The sequence below is a fragment of the Paraburkholderia sp. J10-1 genome, from assembly GCF_905220165.1.
GTDB lineage: Bacteria > Pseudomonadota > Gammaproteobacteria > Burkholderiales > Burkholderiaceae > Paraburkholderia.
The window spans coordinates 153,882-171,653 of record NZ_CAJMYW010000004.1 but is presented as its reverse complement, the minus strand read 5'-3'; the positions used below and the strand labels follow the sequence as shown (position 1 = coordinate 171,653).

15 protein-coding genes are annotated in these 17,772 nt (G+C 65.5%); 10 read left to right on the top strand and 5 right to left on the bottom strand.

Annotated features, from left to right (window positions below):
* The first annotated feature begins 33 nt into the window (after nucleotides 1-33).
* The 5 genes from U5A65_RS15925 (at nucleotide 34) to U5A65_RS15905 (ending at nucleotide 5,335) form a co-directional block, all read left to right on the top strand.
* A complete protein-coding gene (locus tag U5A65_RS15925) occupies nucleotides 34-624 on the top strand; it encodes an HdeD family acid-resistance protein (protein ID WP_321907339.1) in 591 nt (196 codons plus the stop codon).
* Nucleotides 625-936: 312 nt separating this feature from the next.
* Nucleotides 937-2,082 (top strand): homoserine O-succinyltransferase MetX, encoded by a 1,146-nt coding sequence (metX, locus tag U5A65_RS15920; protein ID WP_321907337.1) that lies wholly within the window; start codon nucleotides 937-939, stop codon nucleotides 2,080-2,082.
* Nucleotides 2,079-2,687 carry a methionine biosynthesis protein MetW gene (metW, locus tag U5A65_RS15915; RefSeq protein WP_321946783.1) on the top strand — a complete coding sequence of 203 codons (609 nt, stop codon included), beginning with the start codon at nucleotides 2,079-2,081 and terminating at the stop codon, nucleotides 2,685-2,687. Before metX ends, metW begins: the two co-directional genes overlap by 4 nt.
* An 81-nt stretch (nucleotides 2,688-2,768) precedes the next feature.
* Nucleotides 2,769-4,175, top strand: coding sequence for an AmpG family muropeptide MFS transporter (locus tag U5A65_RS15910; protein ID WP_321934521.1), 1,407 nt, complete (start codon nucleotides 2,769-2,771; stop codon nucleotides 4,173-4,175).
* A complete protein-coding gene (locus U5A65_RS15905; RefSeq protein ID WP_321934447.1) occupies nucleotides 4,172-5,335 on the top strand; it encodes a M48 family metallopeptidase in 1,164 nt (387 codons plus the stop codon). Before U5A65_RS15910 ends, U5A65_RS15905 begins: the two co-directional genes overlap by 4 nt.
* 30 nt (nucleotides 5,336-5,365) lie before the next feature.
* Here U5A65_RS15905 and U5A65_RS15900 read toward each other — a convergent pair whose 3' ends face one another.
* The 5 genes from U5A65_RS15900 to gatC all read right to left on the bottom strand — a co-directional run bounded on the left by U5A65_RS15900 (nucleotide 5,366) and on the right by gatC (nucleotide 10,681).
* Nucleotides 5,366-6,145 (bottom strand): exodeoxyribonuclease III, encoded by a 780-nt coding sequence (locus U5A65_RS15900; RefSeq protein ID WP_321907334.1) that lies wholly within the window; start codon nucleotides 6,143-6,145, stop codon nucleotides 5,366-5,368.
* A gap of 95 nt (nucleotides 6,146-6,240) precedes the next feature.
* Nucleotides 6,241-7,077 (bottom strand): polyphosphate kinase 2 family protein, encoded by an 837-nt coding sequence (locus U5A65_RS15895; protein WP_321907332.1) that lies wholly within the window; start codon nucleotides 7,075-7,077, stop codon nucleotides 6,241-6,243.
* A 142-nt stretch (nucleotides 7,078-7,219) separates the two neighbouring features.
* Complete coding sequence (gene gatB, locus U5A65_RS15890) at nucleotides 7,220-8,695, bottom strand: Asp-tRNA(Asn)/Glu-tRNA(Gln) amidotransferase subunit GatB (protein ID WP_321907330.1); 1,476 nt, start codon at nucleotides 8,693-8,695, stop codon at nucleotides 7,220-7,222.
* Between the two features lie 2 nt (nucleotides 8,696-8,697).
* Nucleotides 8,698-10,188 carry an Asp-tRNA(Asn)/Glu-tRNA(Gln) amidotransferase subunit GatA gene (gene gatA / locus U5A65_RS15885; RefSeq protein ID WP_321907328.1) on the bottom strand — a complete coding sequence of 497 codons (1,491 nt, stop codon included), beginning with the start codon at nucleotides 10,186-10,188 and terminating at the stop codon, nucleotides 8,698-8,700.
* A 193-nt stretch (nucleotides 10,189-10,381) separates the two neighbouring features.
* Nucleotides 10,382-10,681 carry an Asp-tRNA(Asn)/Glu-tRNA(Gln) amidotransferase subunit GatC gene (gatC, locus tag U5A65_RS15880; protein ID WP_028203206.1) on the bottom strand — a complete coding sequence of 100 codons (300 nt, stop codon included), beginning with the start codon at nucleotides 10,679-10,681 and terminating at the stop codon, nucleotides 10,382-10,384.
* Nucleotides 10,682-11,111: 430 nt separating this feature from the next.
* On the opposite strand from gatC, the gene U5A65_RS15875 reads away from it, so the two are divergent.
* The 5 genes from U5A65_RS15875 to rodA all read left to right on the top strand — a co-directional run bounded on the left by U5A65_RS15875 (nucleotide 11,112) and on the right by rodA (nucleotide 17,743).
* Nucleotides 11,112-12,155, top strand: coding sequence for a rod shape-determining protein (locus U5A65_RS15875; protein ID WP_004189550.1), 1,044 nt, complete (start codon nucleotides 11,112-11,114; stop codon nucleotides 12,153-12,155).
* A 191-nt stretch (nucleotides 12,156-12,346) separates the two neighbouring features.
* Nucleotides 12,347-13,489 carry a rod shape-determining protein MreC gene (mreC, locus tag U5A65_RS15870; protein WP_321907326.1) on the top strand — a complete coding sequence of 381 codons (1,143 nt, stop codon included), beginning with the start codon at nucleotides 12,347-12,349 and terminating at the stop codon, nucleotides 13,487-13,489.
* A complete protein-coding gene (gene mreD / locus U5A65_RS15865; RefSeq protein WP_321907324.1) occupies nucleotides 13,489-14,001 on the top strand; it encodes a rod shape-determining protein MreD in 513 nt (170 codons plus the stop codon). The genes mreC and mreD overlap by 1 nt, the downstream gene beginning before the upstream one ends.
* Nucleotides 14,002-14,101: 100 nt before the next feature.
* On the top strand, nucleotides 14,102-16,567 hold the full coding sequence (mrdA, locus tag U5A65_RS15860; RefSeq protein ID WP_321907323.1) for a penicillin-binding protein 2: 2,466 nt from the start codon (nucleotides 14,102-14,104) through the stop codon (nucleotides 16,565-16,567).
* A gap of 9 nt (nucleotides 16,568-16,576) precedes the next feature.
* Nucleotides 16,577-17,743 (top strand): rod shape-determining protein RodA, encoded by a 1,167-nt coding sequence (gene rodA / locus U5A65_RS15855; RefSeq protein ID WP_158756648.1) that lies wholly within the window; start codon nucleotides 16,577-16,579, stop codon nucleotides 17,741-17,743.
* The last annotated feature ends 29 nt before the right edge of the window (nucleotides 17,744-17,772 follow it).

Here is a 17,772-nt window from a genome sequence, read left to right as displayed (position 1 = left end):
GGCTGCTCGCGTCGCTACAAGGAGAACCGCCGCATGAACCGTCCCGTTCCTCCCTTCGGCCTGCCGCCCATCCTCACGAGCCTCTCCGCCCATTGGGGCTGGCTCATCGCACGCGGCATCGCCGCCATCGTCTTTGGCGTGCTCGCCTTCTCGCTGCCCGGGCTCACCGTGCTCACGCTTGCCATCGTCTGGGGCGCCTACGCCATCGTCGACGGCGCGTTCGCGCTCATCTACGGTGCGCGCGGCGGCGGCACGCGGCGCTGGACCTACGTCATCATCGGTCTGATCGGCGTGATCGCCGGGCTCGTCGCGTTCTTCTGGCCCGGCGAGACCGCCATCGTCCTCGTAATGATCATCGGCGTGTGGGCGTTCTTCACGGGCATCTTCGAAATCGTCTACGCGATCCAGTACCGGCACGCCATTGCCCATCCGTGGGCGGTCGGGATCTCGGGGCTGCTCTCGGCCACGGTGGGCTTTTTCTTCGCGATGTTCCCCGGCGCGGGCGCGCTCTCGCTGATCTGGGTGATCGCCGCTTACGCGGTACTCTACGGCCTCCTGATGATCATCGCGGCCTTGCAGCTGCGCCGCTGGCGCAACGCACATCCTTCCGCGCCGAAGACGTGATAAGGCTTCGCAGCCTCGCGCGGCGCGCGGACACGTGAAGGGCAGACGCAACTGCGACGGGCGAGACCACGCCGCCCGGCGCGCCTTCCTGTGCGCCGCGCGTCGCTTTGCACTTTTTCCGATATACTCTGCGTTCCTTATGCAATACCCACGCGCCGATTTGCTGACTCGATTGCGGGCGCGTGAACTCCCAGAGCCTCTGGCCTGGAGTTCGATATAAATGCGGCTAAAGAGGTCGTCAGCTGCGCCAACCCTTTCGCACTCCGCGCCCGCCGACACCGTTTAGCCGCCCGAACAACCAAGGCGGAACGAATGGAATCGATCGGCATCGTCGCTCCTCAAACACTGCATTTCGACGAGCCCCTGCAACTGCAGAACGGCACGGCGCTGGCCGGGTACGACCTCGTGGTCGAGACCTACGGCACGCTCAACGCCGCGCGCAGCAACGCGGTGCTCGTCTGTCACGCGCTCAACGCCTCGCACCACGTGGCGGGCGTCTATGAGGACGATCCCAAAAATGTGGGCTGGTGGGACAACATGGTCGGCCCGGGCAAGCCGCTCGACACCAACCGCTTCTTCGTGATCGGTGTGAACAACCTCGGCTCGTGCTTTGGCTCGACCGGCCCGATGAGCATCGACCCGGCTACCGGCCAGCCCTATGGCGCGAAGTTTCCGGTCGTGACCGTCGAAGACTGGGTGGACGCCCAGGCGCGCGTGGCCGATCGCTTCGGCATTGACAAGTTCGCCGCGGTCATGGGCGGCAGCCTGGGCGGCATGCAGGCGCTTGCATGGAGCCTGCGCTATCCGGAGCGCCTGGGCCACTGCATCGTGGTCGCGTCCACGCCCAAGCTCTCGGCGCAGAACATCGCGTTCAACGAGGTCGCGCGCTCTGCCATCCTCTCGGACCCCGACTTCCACGGCGGCGACTACTACGCGCACAACGTGAAGCCGCGCCGCGGCCTGCGCGTGGCGCGCATGATCGGCCACATCACCTATCTGTCCGACGACGACATGGCCGAAAAATTCGGCCGCGCGCTGCGCCGCGCGGAAGGCGCCGTCGACGAATACAACTTCAACTTCGACGTGGAATTCGAAGTGGAGTCGTACCTGCGCTATCAGGGCGACAAGTTCGCCGACTACTTCGACGCCAACACCTACCTGCTGATCACGCGCGCGCTCGACTACTTCGACCCGGCCAAGGCGTATGACGGCGACCTCACGCGCGCGCTCGCGCACACGAAGGCGAAGTACCTCGTGGCGAGCTTCGCGACCGACTGGCGTTTCGCGCCCGCGCGCTCGCGCGAACTCGTGAAGGCGCTGCTCGATCACAAGCGCCAGGTGACCTACGCGGAAATCGACGCGCCGCACGGCCACGACGCCTTCCTGCTCGACGACGCGCGCTATCACAATGTGGTGCGCGCTTACTACGAACGCATTGCTGCTGAGGTGGGCGCATGAACCAGACCGCTTTCGACAGTCTTTCCGCCCGTCCCGACTTTCGCACCATCGCGCGCTGGATCGAACCGCGCGCGAAGGTGCTCGACCTCGGCTGCGGCGACGGCTCGCTGCTCTCGCTCCTCACCGAAGAGCTGGAATGCACGGGCTACGGCATCGAGATCAACGACGCGGGCGTGCTCGCTTCGGTGAAGAACGGCATCAACGTGATCCAGCAGAACCTGGAAGACGGCCTGCGTCTGTTCGAAGACGCGAGCTTCGACTTCGCGATCCTCTCGCAAACGCTGCAGACCATTCACCAGACGGCGGCCATCCTGCGCGAGACGGCGCGCGTGGGCAAGGAGTGCATCGTCTCGTTCCCGAACTTCGGTTACTGGCCGCACCGGCTTTCGGTGCTGCGCGGACGCATGCCGGTTTCGAAGTCGCTGCCCTACCAGTGGCATAACACGCCGAACGTGCGTGTTCTCACGGTGAAGGACTTCGAGGCGCTCGCGCCCGAGGTGGGCATCGAAATTCTCGACCGCGCCGTGCTGCATGGGGGTCAGACCGTGCGTTGGGGTGTGAACTGGCGTGGTAGTCTTGCGGTCTATCGCGTGAGAAAAAAATGACGCCGTGCGCGGCGTCGTGTGTTTTTCTGACCGACCGGTCCATCAGTGACCGCACCCAACACCGCCGCCGCTAACGACGACATGCAGAATCCGCCCCACGAGGCACCCGCCCGCAACGATCACCTCGCCGCTCACGAATCCCACCCCGGCTGGCGTGCGTATCTGAATACGCACATGCTGATCTGCGTGTTCCTCGGCTTTACCTCCGGGCTACCGCTCTTCACGCTCGTCTATCTGGTGCAGGCGTGGCTGCGCTCCGAAGGCGTCAATCTCAAGGAGATCGGCCTCTTCGCGCTGATCCAGTTCCCGTACACCTGGAAGTTCGTCTGGGCGCCGCTCATGGACCGCTACGTGCCGCGCCTGCCGGGCTGGCGCCCGGGGCGGCGGCGCGGCTGGATGCTCGTCACGCAAATTCTCGTGGCGCTCGCCATCGGCACACTTGGCTACGTTTCGCCGAAAGATTCGATCTGGACCGTGGCCGCGCTCACCGCGCTCGTGGCGTTCTTCGGCGCGAGCCAGGACATCTCCATCGACGCCTACCGGCGCGAACTGCTCACCGACACGCAGCAGGGTCTCGGCAACGCAGTACATGTGAACGCGTACAAGATCGCGGCGCTCGTGCCGGGCTCGCTCGCGCTGATCCTCTCCGACCACCTGCCGTGGAGCACCGTGTTCGTGGTCACGGCGGCGTTCATGATTCCCGGCATGATCATGACGCTCGTGGTGAAAGAGCCCGAAGTGCATGGCGCGCCGCCGAAGAACCTGCGTGAAGCGATCGTGCAGCCGTTCGCCGAGTTCGTGCACCGCGACGGCCTCGCCGCAGCCTTGTTCGTGCTCGCCTTCATCTTCCTCTACAAGCTTGGCGACACGATGGCGACCACGCTGTCCACATCGTTCTTCCTCGACATCGGCTATTCGCGCACCGAGATCGGCGTGATCGCCAAGATGACCGCGTTTGGCGCGAGCCTCGCGGGCGGCATTATCGGCGGCGTGGCGCTGGTGAAGATCGGCATTGGGCGCGGGCTCTGGATCTTCGGTTTCCTGCAGATGATTTCGACGCTCGGCTTCGCGTGGCTCGCGCAGCTCGGCGCAGGCTCGCCCTCGCTCGCGGCGATCTACGATGCGGTGATCGCCGTGAGCCACGCGGTCTCGTGGGCAGCAGGTCTCTTCGGCGCGAACGTGCAATTCACACTCGACCCGCGCGCGGTAGCGCTCGCGCTCGTGTATGGTTTCGAGACCTTTGCGACAGGCCTCACGCTCGCCGCGTTCACTGCCTATATCGCAAGCACGACCGATCCGCGTTACACCGCCACGCAGTTCGCACTCTTTACGAGTCTCGCCTCCGTGCCGCGTACGCTCGCCTCCGCCGCGAGCGGCTACGTGGTCGCGCGAATCGGCTGGTTCGACTATTTCATCGTCTGCACGGTGCTCGCGGTACCGGGTATGCTCCTGCTCATTCGTATTGCCCCGTGGAGAGTCCGGTCGTGAGCACGCATGAGACCGCCGTGCAACGCCAGCGCGCGCCGCAGCGCCGCGGTGTGCGCGCGCTCGCGATGGCCCTTGCCGCGGCCTGGCCGGCCCTCGGCGCATGGCATGCGTGGGCTGCCGACAGCCCGGGCGCCACGAGCGCCCCGGCGGCCGTGCCGGGCAACGCCGCAACGCCGCCAACGGGCAGCGCCGCGAGTGCAAGCAACGGCGCAGTCAATCCAACGAGTAACGCAAACGGTACGGTGAACAGCGCGGTGAACAGCGCGGGAAACAACGCAGCAAACAGCACTGCGAATGCGAATGCGAACGCGACGCAGGGCACCCTCTCCCCCGGTGTGCCGAACACCGGCCGCGTGGTGCGATTCGGCAATGCCGCGGTGTACCGCAACCTGATTCCCTCACCGATGCTCGAAGCGCAGGCCACTGCGGAATTCAACGAGATCGTGCGCGGCGCGGCCCATTCGAACCGCCTCTATGCCGAAAGCGATCCGCACGTCCAGCGCGTGCGCGCGTTCGTCGACCGGCTCGCGCCTTACGCGCTGAAGTGGAGCGATCGCGTCAAGAACTGGAAGTGGGAAGTGGCGGTGATCCGCTCGAACGACATTCGCATGTACGCGCTGCCGGGCGGCAAGATCGTCGTGTACGGCGGCCTGCTCGACCGCGTGAAGCTCAACGACAACGAGTTCGGCATGCTGCTCGGCCACGAGATCGCGCATGCGGTGCGCGAGCACGTGCGCGAGCGCCTGGGCGAGCAGCAAGCCGCGCAAATCGAATCGGGCAGCGTGCCGCAACTCTTCGGGCTCGCGGATCTCGGGGTGTTTCCGCTCGGCATCGGCTCGCAGCTCGTGGAGATGCACTATGGCCGCGCCGACGAAACCGAAGCCGACGTGATCGGCAGCGATATCGCCTCGCGTGCGGGCTTCGATCCGCGCGCGGCGCTCACGCTCTGGGACAAGCTCGCGGCGGCGACGCGCGCCGACCGCGATCAGGGCTTCATCTACGTGCATCCGTACACGCCGGCGCGGCGCGCCGATATTGCCAAGCGCCTCGCCGACATGATGCCGCTCTATGCGAAGGCGATCGGCAAGCCGCTCGCCGAGTTGCCCGACTACCAAGGCATCCCGGCCGTGCAGAAGCGCAAGGTGGTTTCGGCGCCCTGAAAGCGGTACTTCGGCGCGCCGGGGTGAGCGTCAGCGCTTGACCTTGTAGTCGTAGTCGATGGTCAGCGGCGCGTGGTCGCTGAACTTGATGTCCCTGAAGATCGACGTGTTCTTCGCCTTGTGCGCAATGCCGGGCGTCGCGATCTGATAATCGATACGCCACCCTACGTTCTTCGCATACGCCTGGCCGCGGTTGCTCCACCACGTGTATTGCTCGGGGCGCGGGTCGAGCGTGCGGAACACGTCCACGTAGCCCACATCGTCGAAGAGGCTTGTGAGCCATGCGCGTTCTTCGGGCAGGCAACCGGAGTTCTTCTGGTTGCCCTTCCAGTTCTTGATGTCGATTTCCTTGTGGACGATGTTCACGTCGCCGCACACGATCACTTCGCGCTCGCGCTTGAGTTCCGCGAGATGCGGCATGAATTCGTCCATGAAGCGGTACTTCGCGGCCTGGCGTTCTTCGCCGCTCGAGCCTGAAGGTACGTACACCGAAATCACCGAGAGATTGCCGTAGCGCGTTTCCACATAGCGCCCTTCCGGGTCGAACTCTTCGCTGCCAAAGCCGATGATGACGTCGTCGGGCTCGTGGCGCGAGTAGACGCCCGCGCCGCTATAGCCCTTCTTCACCGCATGCTGGAAGTAGCCCGTGAAGTCATGCGGCGCGAGAAACTCGGGCGTCATGTCGTCCTGCGAGCACTTGATTTCCTGCACGCAGAGCACGTCGGCCTTCTGTTCGCCGAACCATTCGAAAAAGCCCTTCTTCGCCGCCGAGCGGATGCCGTTCAGATTCGCGGTGATCACACGCAACATGTCTTCTTTCCTCTTGGTTTTGCGCTGCTTTTACGCTGTTTTTACGTTTTCTCGCGCCGCGCCGAACTGCGCCGCGCGAGGGGATTCGATCGGGCTCAGTCGATCTTGACACCCTTGAGCTCGGCCTTGGCCGGCGGGAATTCGAGCTTCAGGCTTTCCATCAGGCGCAGCAGCAACTCGCCCACCATGACGTTGCGATGCGTCTTCGAATCGGCGGGAATCACGAACCACGGCGCGTATTCCGTGGACGTGGCCGCGAGCGCGTCCTGGTACGAGGCCTGGTAGGCGTCCCAGTGCTTGCGCGCTTCGAGATCCGATACGTCGAACTTCCAGTGCTTGGTCGGATCGTCGATACGCGCCTGGATGCGGCTCTTCTGTTCGTCCTTCGAGATATGCAGCATGCACTTGATGATCGACGTGCCGCTCTCGGCCAGCAGCGCCTCGAAATCGCGGATCTGGCGGTAACGGCGCTCGCATTCGGCCGAGTCGATCTGGCCGATCACGCGCGGCACGAGCACGTCTTCGTAGTGGCTGCGGTTGAAGATCGCGAGTTCCCCCGAAGCGGGCACCTGCATGTGCACGCGCCAGAGAAAGTCGTGCGCGGCCTCGATCGGCGTGGGCGCGCGAAACGGCACGATGCGCAGGCCGAGCGGGTCGACCTCGCGGAATACGCCGCGGATCGTGCCGTCCTTGCCGCTCGTGTCCATGCCTTGCAGCACGAGCAGCACGCGCTGGTGGCGCTGGGCGTGCAAACGCTCCTGCAGCACGTCGAGCTGCTTGCCGACTTCAGAGAGACGATCGCGGTCGCCGTCCTTGCTGCCGCTCGAAAACGGCTTCGCGGCGGGGTCGAGCGCGCTGAGCGAGAACGTCGGCGCCTTCTTGTCGCCGAAGTACGGCACGCGGTAATCGTCGAGACTCGGGACCTTGGACATGCGTTGTTCTCCTCTCTCGTGAATACAGATGGCAAAACAGCTTAGTGCCCTTGCGCGCGCCTGAAGCGGCAAGGCGGCGCCGCACTGCTACGCACGACGCCGCCTCGCTAGCATGCCCGAATCAGGCGGGCCGCACCCAGACTCAGCCCAGCTTCTTCTTCAGCAGTTCGTTGACCTGCTGCGGATTCGCCTTGCCCTTCGTCGCCTTCATGGCCTGGCCGATCAGCGCGTTGAAGGCCTTTTCCTTGCCGGCGCGGAATTCTTCCACCGACTTCTGGTTCGCCGCGAGCACCTCGTCGATGATCGCTTCGAGCGCGCCGGTATCCGAAATCTGCTTGAGGCCCTTCGCTTCGATGATGCGGTCGGCGGCGCCTTCGTCTGCTGCCTTCTCGTCCCACATCGCCTGGAACACTTCCTTGGCGATCTTGTTCGAGATCGTGCCGTCGGCGATGCGCGCAAGCAGCACGGCGAACTGCGCAGCCGAGACCGGCGAGGCTTCGATGTCGAGGCCTTCGCGATTGAGCTGCGACGAGACTTCGCCCATCAGCCAGTTGGCGGCGGCCTTGGCCTGCGCGGCGCCGGCCTTCGCGACAACGGCTTCGAAATACACCGCCATCGCCTTGCTCGACGTGAGCACGTTCGCGTCATACGGCGTCACACCGTACTGTTCGACGAAGCGCGTTTGCATCGTCGCGGGCAGCTCGGGCATCCCGCCCTTCACGCGCTCGACCCACGCTGCGTCGATCACGAGCGGCATGAGGTCGGGGTCGGGGAAATAGCGGTAATCGTGCGCGTCTTCCTTGCTGCGCATCGAACGCGTCTCGCGCTTGTCCGGATCGTAGAGGCGCGTTTCCTGCACCACCGTGCCGCCGTCTTCGATCAGCTCGATCTGGCGGCGCACTTCGTACTGGATGGCTTCCTCGAGGAAGCGGAACGAGTTCAGGTTCTTGATCTCGGCGCGCGTGCCGAATTCCTTCTGGCCGACCGGGCGCACGGAGACGTTCGCGTCGCAACGGAACGAGCCCTCCTGCATGTTGCCGTCGCAAATGCCGAGCCACACGACGAGCGTGTGCAGCGACTTCGCGTAGGCCACAGCTTCCGCCGCGCTGCGCATTTCGGGTTCCGTAACGATTTCGAGCAGCGGCGTGCCCGCGCGGTTCAGGTCGATGCCCGTCATGCCCGCGAAGTCCTCGTGCAGCGACTTGCCCGCGTCTTCTTCCAGGTGGGCGCGCGTGAGATTGACGGTCTTCTCGTACGCCTCGGTGCCTGCCTTTTCGTTGGCCGGCACCTGGATGGTAATTTGACCGCCCTGCACGACCGGAATCTCGTACTGGCTGATCTGATAGCCCTTCGGCAGATCCGGATAGAAGTAGTTCTTGCGCGCGAAGATGCTGCGCGGCGCGATCGTCGAGCCGATCGCGAGGCCGAACTGGATCGCGCGCTCAACGGCGCCGCGGTTCATGACCGGCAGCACGCCCGGCAGCGCGAGATCGACGGGGCAGGCCTGCGTGTTGGGCGCGGCGCCGAACTGCGTCGATGCGCCCGAGAAGATCTTCGACGCCGTCGACAATTGCGCGTGCGTTTCGAGACCGATAACGACTTCCCACTGTGTTGCCATGTTCACACCCCTGCCGGCGCCTTGCGATGCCAGTCGGTCGCGCGCTGGAAAGCGTCGGCGACCTGCAGCATGCGGGCCTCGTTGAAATAGTTGCCGACGATCTGCAGACCGACGGGTCGCTGCGCGTTCGCACCCGCGCCGAAGCCGCACGGCACGCTCATGCCGGGCAGGCCCGCGAGGCTCGTGGAAAGCGTGTAGATGTCCGCGAGGTACATCTGCAGCGGATCGTCGCCCTTCGCGCCGAGGTCCCATGCCACGCTCGGGGCCACCGGACCCATGATCACGTCGCACTGCTTGAACGCTTCCTGGAAATCTTGCGCAATGATGCGGCGGATTTTCTGCGCCTGCAGGTAGTACGCGTCGTAGTAGCCGTGCGAAAGCACGTAGGTGCCCACCAGAATGCGGCGTTTCACCTCAGGGCCGAAGCCCTCGGCGCGCGACTTCTTGTACATGTCGAGCAGATCGCGATATTCGGCCGCACGGTGGCCGAAACGCACGCCGTCGAAGCGCGAGAGGTTCGACGAGGCTTCCGCCGGAGCGATCACGTAATACACGGGAATCGACAGCTCGGTCTTCGGCAGCGTGACTTCCACGAGCGTCGCACCGAGCGACTCGTACGTCTTGAGCGCGGCGTCGATGGCGGCGCGCACGTCGTCGGCGAGGCCCGCGCCGAAATATTCCTTTGGCAGGCCGATGCGCAGGCCCGCGAGCGGCTTGTCGGCGCTCGCGCCGGCGCTCCACGTCTGGCCGATGAAGCGCGTGTAGTCCTCGTGCTCGTGCGTGAGGCTCGTGGAGTCGCGCTCGTCGAAACCGCCCATGGCGTTCAGGAGCAGCGCGCAATCGGTGGCGTTCTGCGCGAACGGGCCGCCCTGGTCGAGCGACGAGGCGAACGCGATCATGCCGTAGCGCGACACGCGGCCGTACGTGGGCTTGATGCCCGTCACGCCCGTGAACGACGCCGGCTGGCGAATCGAGCCGCCGGTGTCGGTGCCGGTGGCGGCGGGCGCGAGGCGCGCGGCGACGGCCGCGGCGGAACCGCCCGACGAGCCGCCCGGCACGGCCTTGGTGTCCCACGGGTTCTTCACGGCGCCGAAATGCGAGTTCTCGTTGGACGAGCCCATCGCGAATTCGTCCATGTTGGTCTTGCCGAGGCAGACCATGCCCGCGCGCTCGAGCCGCTCGACGACAGTCGCGTCGAACGGGCTCACGTAGTTTGCGAGCATCTTCGAGCCGGCGGTCGAGCGCCAGCCGCGCGTGACGAACACGTCCTTGTGCGCGAGCGGAATGCCCGCGAGCGGACCCGCGTGGCCCGAGTGCAGCAGCGCGTCGGCGGCTTTGGCCTGGGCGAGCGTCAATTCGGGATTGACGTCGACGAAAGCGTTCAGGTCTTGATGCGCCTCAATCCGGCCCAGAAAATGCTGGGCCAGCTCGACTGCGGAGCACTCCTTCGCAGCCAGCGCGGCGCGCAGTTCGGTCAAGCTTTTGTCATGCATTGCGTGATTCCTGGAAGAACGTCACGGCGTGGTCGAAATCAGATCGTTGCGCCGTCCGAAAAGCGGCTCGACGGACGTTGACAAACGTGCGGGCCGCTTCTCGGAAAACCCGCGAAAACTCGGGCGTCCGTGCCTTTTCGAACTGTTCTGATGACTCGTAGGAATTCGAAAATGGCGAAAAAATGCTGCGCGTTTACTCAATCACGCGCGGTACGAGGTAAAGTCCGTCCTGCACCGCGGGCGCGGGACGTTGGAGCGCTTCGCGATCGACGATTTCGGTCACGGCGTCCTCGCGCAGGCGCAGCGCAACATCCTCGATCTGCTCGATCGGGTGGGCGAGCGGCGCAATGCCAGTCGTGTCCACGGCCTGCATCTGCTCGACGAGGCCGAAGAAGTCGTTCAGGCGTTCGAGCGTATTGCCGGCTTCGGCGTCGGCCAGTTCGAGGCGCGCAAGATGCGCGATGCGCTTCACATCGTTCAGGGTCAGGGCCATGCGGTCACCGGAAAAAGAAGCTGCGGCAGTGCGGAAATTCGGTGCTGCAACAGCGGTTTATCGCGCCGGATCCGGCTCTGGAGGAAAGCTTCGATGAGGTCAAAAACTGCCTTCCGGATCCTGCAAAACAGGCAAAATTATAAGGTATCATTACGCGTTCGACCCAAACCCGGACCGCCTTGCATCCGCCTTTCAGTTCTGACCGCAGCACAATGCGGCCAGACAAGATCAAACGGGCGGTGCAGCCTGGCTGCCTCCGGTAACCATCCCCGCAGTTTCAGGCCCCTCGTGGCGCCCCTTGCGACGCCCTCCGCAGCGATGCCGGAGTGCTCTCGCGGCGGAGCACGACGCCCTGAGGCTGTTAATTTATCCGCTGCCGCCCTCGCCCACGAAGCTGGAAGGTCGGCCACAAGCGAGACAGGATTTTTGAATGTTCGGTTTTCTGCGTAGCTACTTCTCCAACGACCTGGCGATCGACCTCGGCACCGCCAACACCCTGATCTACATGCGCGGCAAGGGCATCGTCCTCGACGAACCCTCGGTCGTCTCCATTCGCCAGGAAGGCGGCCCGAACGGCAAGAAGACGATTCAGGCAGTCGGCAAGGAAGCCAAGCAGATGCTCGGCAAGGTCCCGGGCAACATCGAAGCCATCCGCCCGATGAAGGACGGCGTGATCGCCGACTTCACCGTCACCGAGCAGATGATCAAGCAGTTCATCAAGACGGCGCACGAGTCGCGCATGTTCTCGCCGTCGCCGCGCATCATCATCTGCGTGCCGTGCGGCTCGACCCAGGTCGAGCGCCGCGCGATCAAGGAAGCCGCGCACGGCGCGGGCGCCTCGCAGGTCTACCTGATCGAAGAGCCGATGGCCGCCGCAATCGGCGCAGGCCTGCCGGTTTCGGAAGCCACGGGCTCGATGGTCGTCGACATCGGCGGCGGCACGACCGAAGTGGGTGTGATCTCGCTCGGCGGCATCGTCTACAAGGGCTCGGTGCGCGTGGGCGGCGACAAGTTCGACGAAGCGATCGTCAACTACATCCGCCGCAACTACGGCATGCTGATCGGCGAACAAACCGCCGAAGCCATCAAGAAGGAAATCGGTTCGGCCTTCCCGGGTTCCGAAGTCAAGGAAATGGAAGTGAAGGGCCGCAACCTGTCGGAAGGCATTCCGCGCAGCTTCACGATTTCGAGCAACGAAATTCTCGAAGCGCTCACCGACCCGCTGAACCAGATCGTCTCGTCGGTGAAGATCGCGCTCGAACAAACGCCGCCGGAACTGGGCGCCGACATCGCCGAGCGCGGCATGATGCTCACGGGCGGCGGCGCGCTGCTGCGCGACCTGGATCGCCTGCTCGCCGAAGAAACCGGTCTGCCGGTGCTCGTGGCCGAAGACCCGCTCACCTGTGTGGTGCGCGGCTCGGGCATGGCGCTCGAGCGCATGGACAAGCTTGGCAGCATCTTCTCGTACGAGTAAGCGCGCCGCGCACCGCTGCGCTCGCCCGCGGCGCGGTTTCGGCGTCGCTGCGCCACTGATGGCGTGGCGGCGCGCGCGCCGCCACGGGGCCCGCAACGGGGCGGCCTTCGGGGCGCCGATGTTTCACACTTCGTTGCGCCCTCCGTTACACCCTCTGTTTCACCGAACCGCACACGCCCCCGGCGCCGACCATGGAATACAGTCCGCCGCCCCTCTTTAAACAGGGCCCATCGGCACTCGCACGGCTGATCTTCTTCGTCGTGCTGTCGCTCGCGCTCCTCGTCTCAGACGCGCGCTTCAAGACGCTCGAGATCGTGCGCGGCGTGCTCGGCGCGGGCCTGTACCCGCTGCAACGCGCGGCCCTCGTGCCGCGCGACTTCTTTATGGGCGCCGCCGATCTGGCCGTGACGAGTTCCTCGCTGCGCACCGAGAATACGCAGCTGCACGTGCGCAATCTCCAGCTTTCGCAGCAGGCCAACGCGGCCGCTTCGCTCGCAGCCGAAAACGCGCACCTGCGCGCGCTGCTGCAGCTCTCGCAGCGCATTGGCGCGCAAACCACGCCTGCCGACATCCAGTACGACACGCGCGACCCGTTCACGCAGAAGGTCGTGATCGGCGGCGGTTCGCAGCAGGGTATCCAGAACGGCTCGCCGGTATTGAGCGAAGACGGCGTGATCGGCCAGGTCACGCGCGTGTTCCCCATGCAATCCGAAGTCACGCTCGTCACCGACAAAGACCAGGCCGTGCCGGTCGAAGTCGTGCGCACGGGCCTGCGCAGCGTGATCTACGGCACGGCGAAGGGCGACCTGCTCGACCTGCGCTTCGTGCCGATCAGCGCCGATCTGCAAGTGGGCGACGAACTCGTGACGAGCGGGCTCGACGGCGTGTATCCGCAAGGGCTGCCGGTCGCGAAGGTGCTGCGCGTGGACAAGCAGGCCGATACGGCATTCGCCCGCGTGGTCTGCCTGCCGCTCGCCGCGGTGCGCGGGGCGCGCCAGGTGCTCGTGCTGCACTATGTCCCGCAGGTGCCGCCCAACCCGATCATCGCCGAAGAAGCCGCGGCAGCCGCCGAGGCGAAGGACGCGAAGAAGAAGCCCGCCAAGGCCGCAGACAAGAAGGCCGACAAGAAAGCCGACGACGCGAAGGCGAAGCCTGCCGCGGCGGCAGGCGCGTCGGGCGCCGCGGCGCCGGCCGCCCCCGCGCAGCAGGCAAAGCCCGCAGCAAACGCACCCACCGCCGACAAGAAGCCGGCGGATAAGAAACAGCCCGAGAAAAGGCCCAAGGAGAGCCTGCGGGAAGAGGCAGCGAAGGCCGTTGAGCAAGGGGGCCATTGATGCCGCGTCCGCAATACATTCTCCAGCCGGTCAATCCGTACTTCATCGTTTTCAGCCTTGCGGCGGCGTTCCTGCTGAACCTGCTGCCTTGGGGCAAGATGCCCGGCGTGCCGGATTTCGTCGTGCTCGTGCTGCTGTTCTGGAACATTCACCAGCCGCGCAAGGTCGGCATGGGCGTCGCGTTCTTCCTCGGGCTCCTCATGGACGTCCACAACGCGAACCTGCTCGGCGAGCACGCGCTCGCGTACACGTTGCTTTCGTATGGCGCGATCACCATTCACCGCCGCGTGCTGTGGATGTCGATCGGCCTGCAAATGTTCGCCGTCACGCCCATGCTGGTCGGCGCGCAAGTCGTGCCGTTCGTGATCCGCCTGCTGATGGGCGCGTCGTTTCCCGGCTGGGGTTACCTCATCAGCGGCTTCGTCGAGGCCCTCCTCTGGCCGGTCGCGAGCGTGCTGCTGCTCCTGCCGCAGCGCCGCCCCGTCGATCCCGACGACACCCGGCCCATTTGAGCGGCGCGCGCTCGCCGCTGGACGACTCGCTTGACTACCTCTTACGCACCCCGGCCCGCCGTTCCTCGCGCATGGAACAGTGGGGCCTGGGTCTGACAGCATGACCGAATTCAAGGACACCCAGCAGCAGCTCACGAAGTTCCGCCTGCGCGTCGCGGCGGCGGGGCTGTTCGTGTTCGTCTGCTTCGGGCTGATCGCGTTCCGCTTCCTCTACCTGCAGGTCTGGAACCACAGCAAATACTCGCTGCAGGCGGACGAAAACCGCATTTCCGTTGCGCCGATCGTGCCGAACCGCGGCATCATCACGGACCGCAACGGCGTCGTGCTCGCGAAGAACTACTCCGCGTACACGCTCGAAATCACGCCCTCGAAGCTCACCGACACGCTCGACAACACGATCGACCAGCTGTCGACCGTGATCCCGATCGATGCGCGCGACCGCCGCCGCTTCAAGAAGCTGCTCGAAGACTCGAAGAATTTCGAGAGCCTGCCGATCCGCACGCGCCTGACCGACGACGAGGTCGCGCGCTTCACTGCCCAGCGCTTCCGCTTCCCCGGCGTGGAAGTGCGCGCGCGCCTGTTCCGCCAATACCCGCTCGGTCCGACGGCCGCGCACGTGATCGGCTATATCGGCCGTATTTCGCAGCGCGATCAGGAGCGCATCGACGACGCCAGCGACCAGAACGACAACGATCAGGAGCACTACGATCCGCGTCTCGACGCGAACAACTACAACGGCACCGACTACATCGGCAAGATCGGCGTCGAGCAGAGCTACGAAACCGAGCTGCACGGCCTGACCGGCTTCGAGGAAGTGGAAGTGACGGCGGGCGGCCGCCCCGTGCGCACGCTTTCGCGCACCCAGGCAACGCCTGGCAACAACCTCGTGCTTTCGATCGACATCGCCCTGCAGCAGGTGGCGGAGCAGGCTTTCGCGGGCAAACGCGGCGCGCTCGTCGCGATCGAGCCTTCCACCGGCGACATTCTCGCGTTCGTCTCCGCGCCGAGCTTCGACCCGAACTCGTTCGTGGACGGCATCGACCAGCAGACCTGGGACGAGCTCAACAACTCGCCCGATCACCCGCTGCTGAACCGCCCGCTGCACGGCACCTATCCGCCGGGCTCGACCTACAAGCCGTTCATGGCGCTCGCCGCGCTCACGCTGCACAAGCGCACGCCGCAGTGGGGCTTCTCGGACCCCGGCTACTACATGTTCGGCGGCCACCGCTTCAACAACGACGTGCGCTCGGGCCAGGGCTGGGTCGACATGAACCGCGCGATCATGGTGTCGAACGACACCTACTTCTTCATGCTCGCGCACGACCTGGGCGTGGACAACATCGCGAACTTCATGAAGCCGCTCGGCTTCGGCCAGCTCACCGGTATCGATATCGCGGGCGAGGCGCGCGGCATCCTGCCCTCCACCGAATGGAAGCGCAAGGCGTATCGCAAGCCCGAGCAGCAGAGGTGGTACGAGGGCGAGACGATCAGTCTGGGCATCGGCCAGGGCTACAACTCGTTCACGATCCTGCAGCTCGCGCACGCCACGGCCACGCTCGCCGACAACGGCGTGCTCATGAAGCCCCACCTCGTGAAGGAGATCGAGAATCCGATCACGAAGCAGGAGCGTCTCACGGTGCCGAGCCAAAGCGGCCGCCTGAACGTGAGCCAGGCCGACATCGACGTCGTGAAGCGCGGCATGGAAAACGTGACGATGAACCAGTCGGGCACCGCGTTCCAGGTCTTCCGCAACGCGCCCTACACGTCGGCGGGCAAGACCGGCACGGCGCAGGTGTTTTCGCTGCAAGGCGGCAAGTACAAGGCGCATGCGCTGGCCGAAAACCTGCGCGACCACGCGCTCTTCATCGCGTTCGCACCGGCCGAAAAGCCGCAGATCGCGCTCGCCCTGATCGTCGAAAACGGCGGCTGGGGCGCACAGGCCGCAGGCCCGATCGCGCGCCGCGTGCTCGACTACTATCTCGTCGACCGCCTGAAGCCGGGCGTCCAGCAGGCGGCCGTGGCTGCGGCGGCTTCGGCCACGGAGGATGCATCCGCGCCGGTGATCGGCGCGCCGCCCGAGGCTGCGTCTGCTGCAGCGTCCGGCGCGGCATCCGGCGCGGCGCCGGGCACGCCCGCGACGCCCGTCGTCCAGCCTGTGCGGGTCGCCGCCGGTTTCACGCCGTTGCCGATTCCCGGCGCGGCATCGGCGGCCGAGGCGGCTTCGGCTGCAGCGGCTGCAGCGGCTGCCTCTGAAGCCTCGGGCGCGGCCGCTGCGGGTCCGGCTTCGGCCGCCGGCGCAGCGGCGCGGCCCATGCCCGCCAGCAGCACAGCCGGCAAGACGCGCAAGCCCAGCCAGAACGTCAGCCCCGATGCGCCCTCTGCAACCGACGCCGTGAACGGCGGCACCGCCAGCGCGGACGGCATGGGCGCCGCCCGCCCCGCGCCCGCCTCCGTGCCCCGCCACTTCGGCCCTGGCCCCCATCGCCCGCGCCGCCCCGCCAGCGCGAGCGACGCGGCCACGCTCGCACCGCCGCCCAAGCCCGCAACGGGCGGCATCGACGAGTAAGGAGTCACCATGCCTTTCTTCCAGCTCGACAAGATCGACAAGCGCGCCGTGCTCGACACGCTGCGCAAAATGTTTCTCGGCTTCGACCGCCCGCTCGCGCTCACCGTGTTCCTGCTGCTGTGCGTGGGCATCGTCACGCTGTACAGCGCGAGCCTCGACGTGCCGGGCCGCGTGGAAGACCAGCTGCGCAACATCATGCTCACCTTCGTGCTGATGTGGGCGCTCGCCAATGTGCCGCCCAATACGCTCATGCGCTTCGCCGTGCCGATCTATACCTTCGGCATCGCGCTACTGATTGCCGTGGCGCTATTCGGCCTCACGCGCAAGGGCGCGAAGCGCTGGATCAACGTGGGTGTGGTGATTCAGCCCTCGGAAATCCTCAAGATCGCCACGCCGCTCATGCTCGCGTGGTACTACCAGCGCCGCGAAGGCGTGATGCGCTGGTACGACTTCGTCGTCGGTTTCGTGATTCTGCTCGTGCCGGTCGGCCTGATCGCCAAGCAGCCCGATCTCGGCACCGCCGTGCTCGTGTTCGCGTCGGGCCTCTTCGTCATCTATTTCGCGGGGCTCTCGTTCAAGCTGATCGTGCCGGTGCTGATCGCAGGCGTGATCGCGGTGGCCTCGATCGCCGCGTTCCAGGACAAGATCTGCCAGCCGCAGGTGAACTGGCCGCTCATGCACGACTACCAGAAGCACCGCATCTGCACGCTGCTCGACCCGACGTCCGATCCGCTCGGCAAGGGCTTCCACACCATCCAGGCGGTGATCGCGATTGGCTCGGGCGGCCCGCTCGGCAAGGGCTGGTTGAAGGGTACGCAGTCGCATCTGGAATTCATCCCCGAAAAGCACACCGACTTCATCTTCGCGGTCTTCTCCGAAGAGTTCGGCATGGCGGGCGGCCTCGTGCTGCTCACGCTCTATATGTGTCTGATCGCGCGCGGGCTCTATATCGCCGCAAATGGCGCGACGCTCTTCGGGCGATTACTGGCCGGATCGCTCACGATGGCGTTCTTCACCTACGCGTTCGTCAACATCGGCATGGTGAGCGGCATCCTGCCCGTGGTGGGCGTGCCGCTGCCGTTCATGAGCTATGGCGGCACGGCGCTCACGACACTCGGCGTGGCGATCGGGCTCATCATGAGCGTGGGACGCCAGAAGCGGTTGATGCAGAGTTAGTGGTGCAGCGGGCCGCCTCGCCCGCGTTT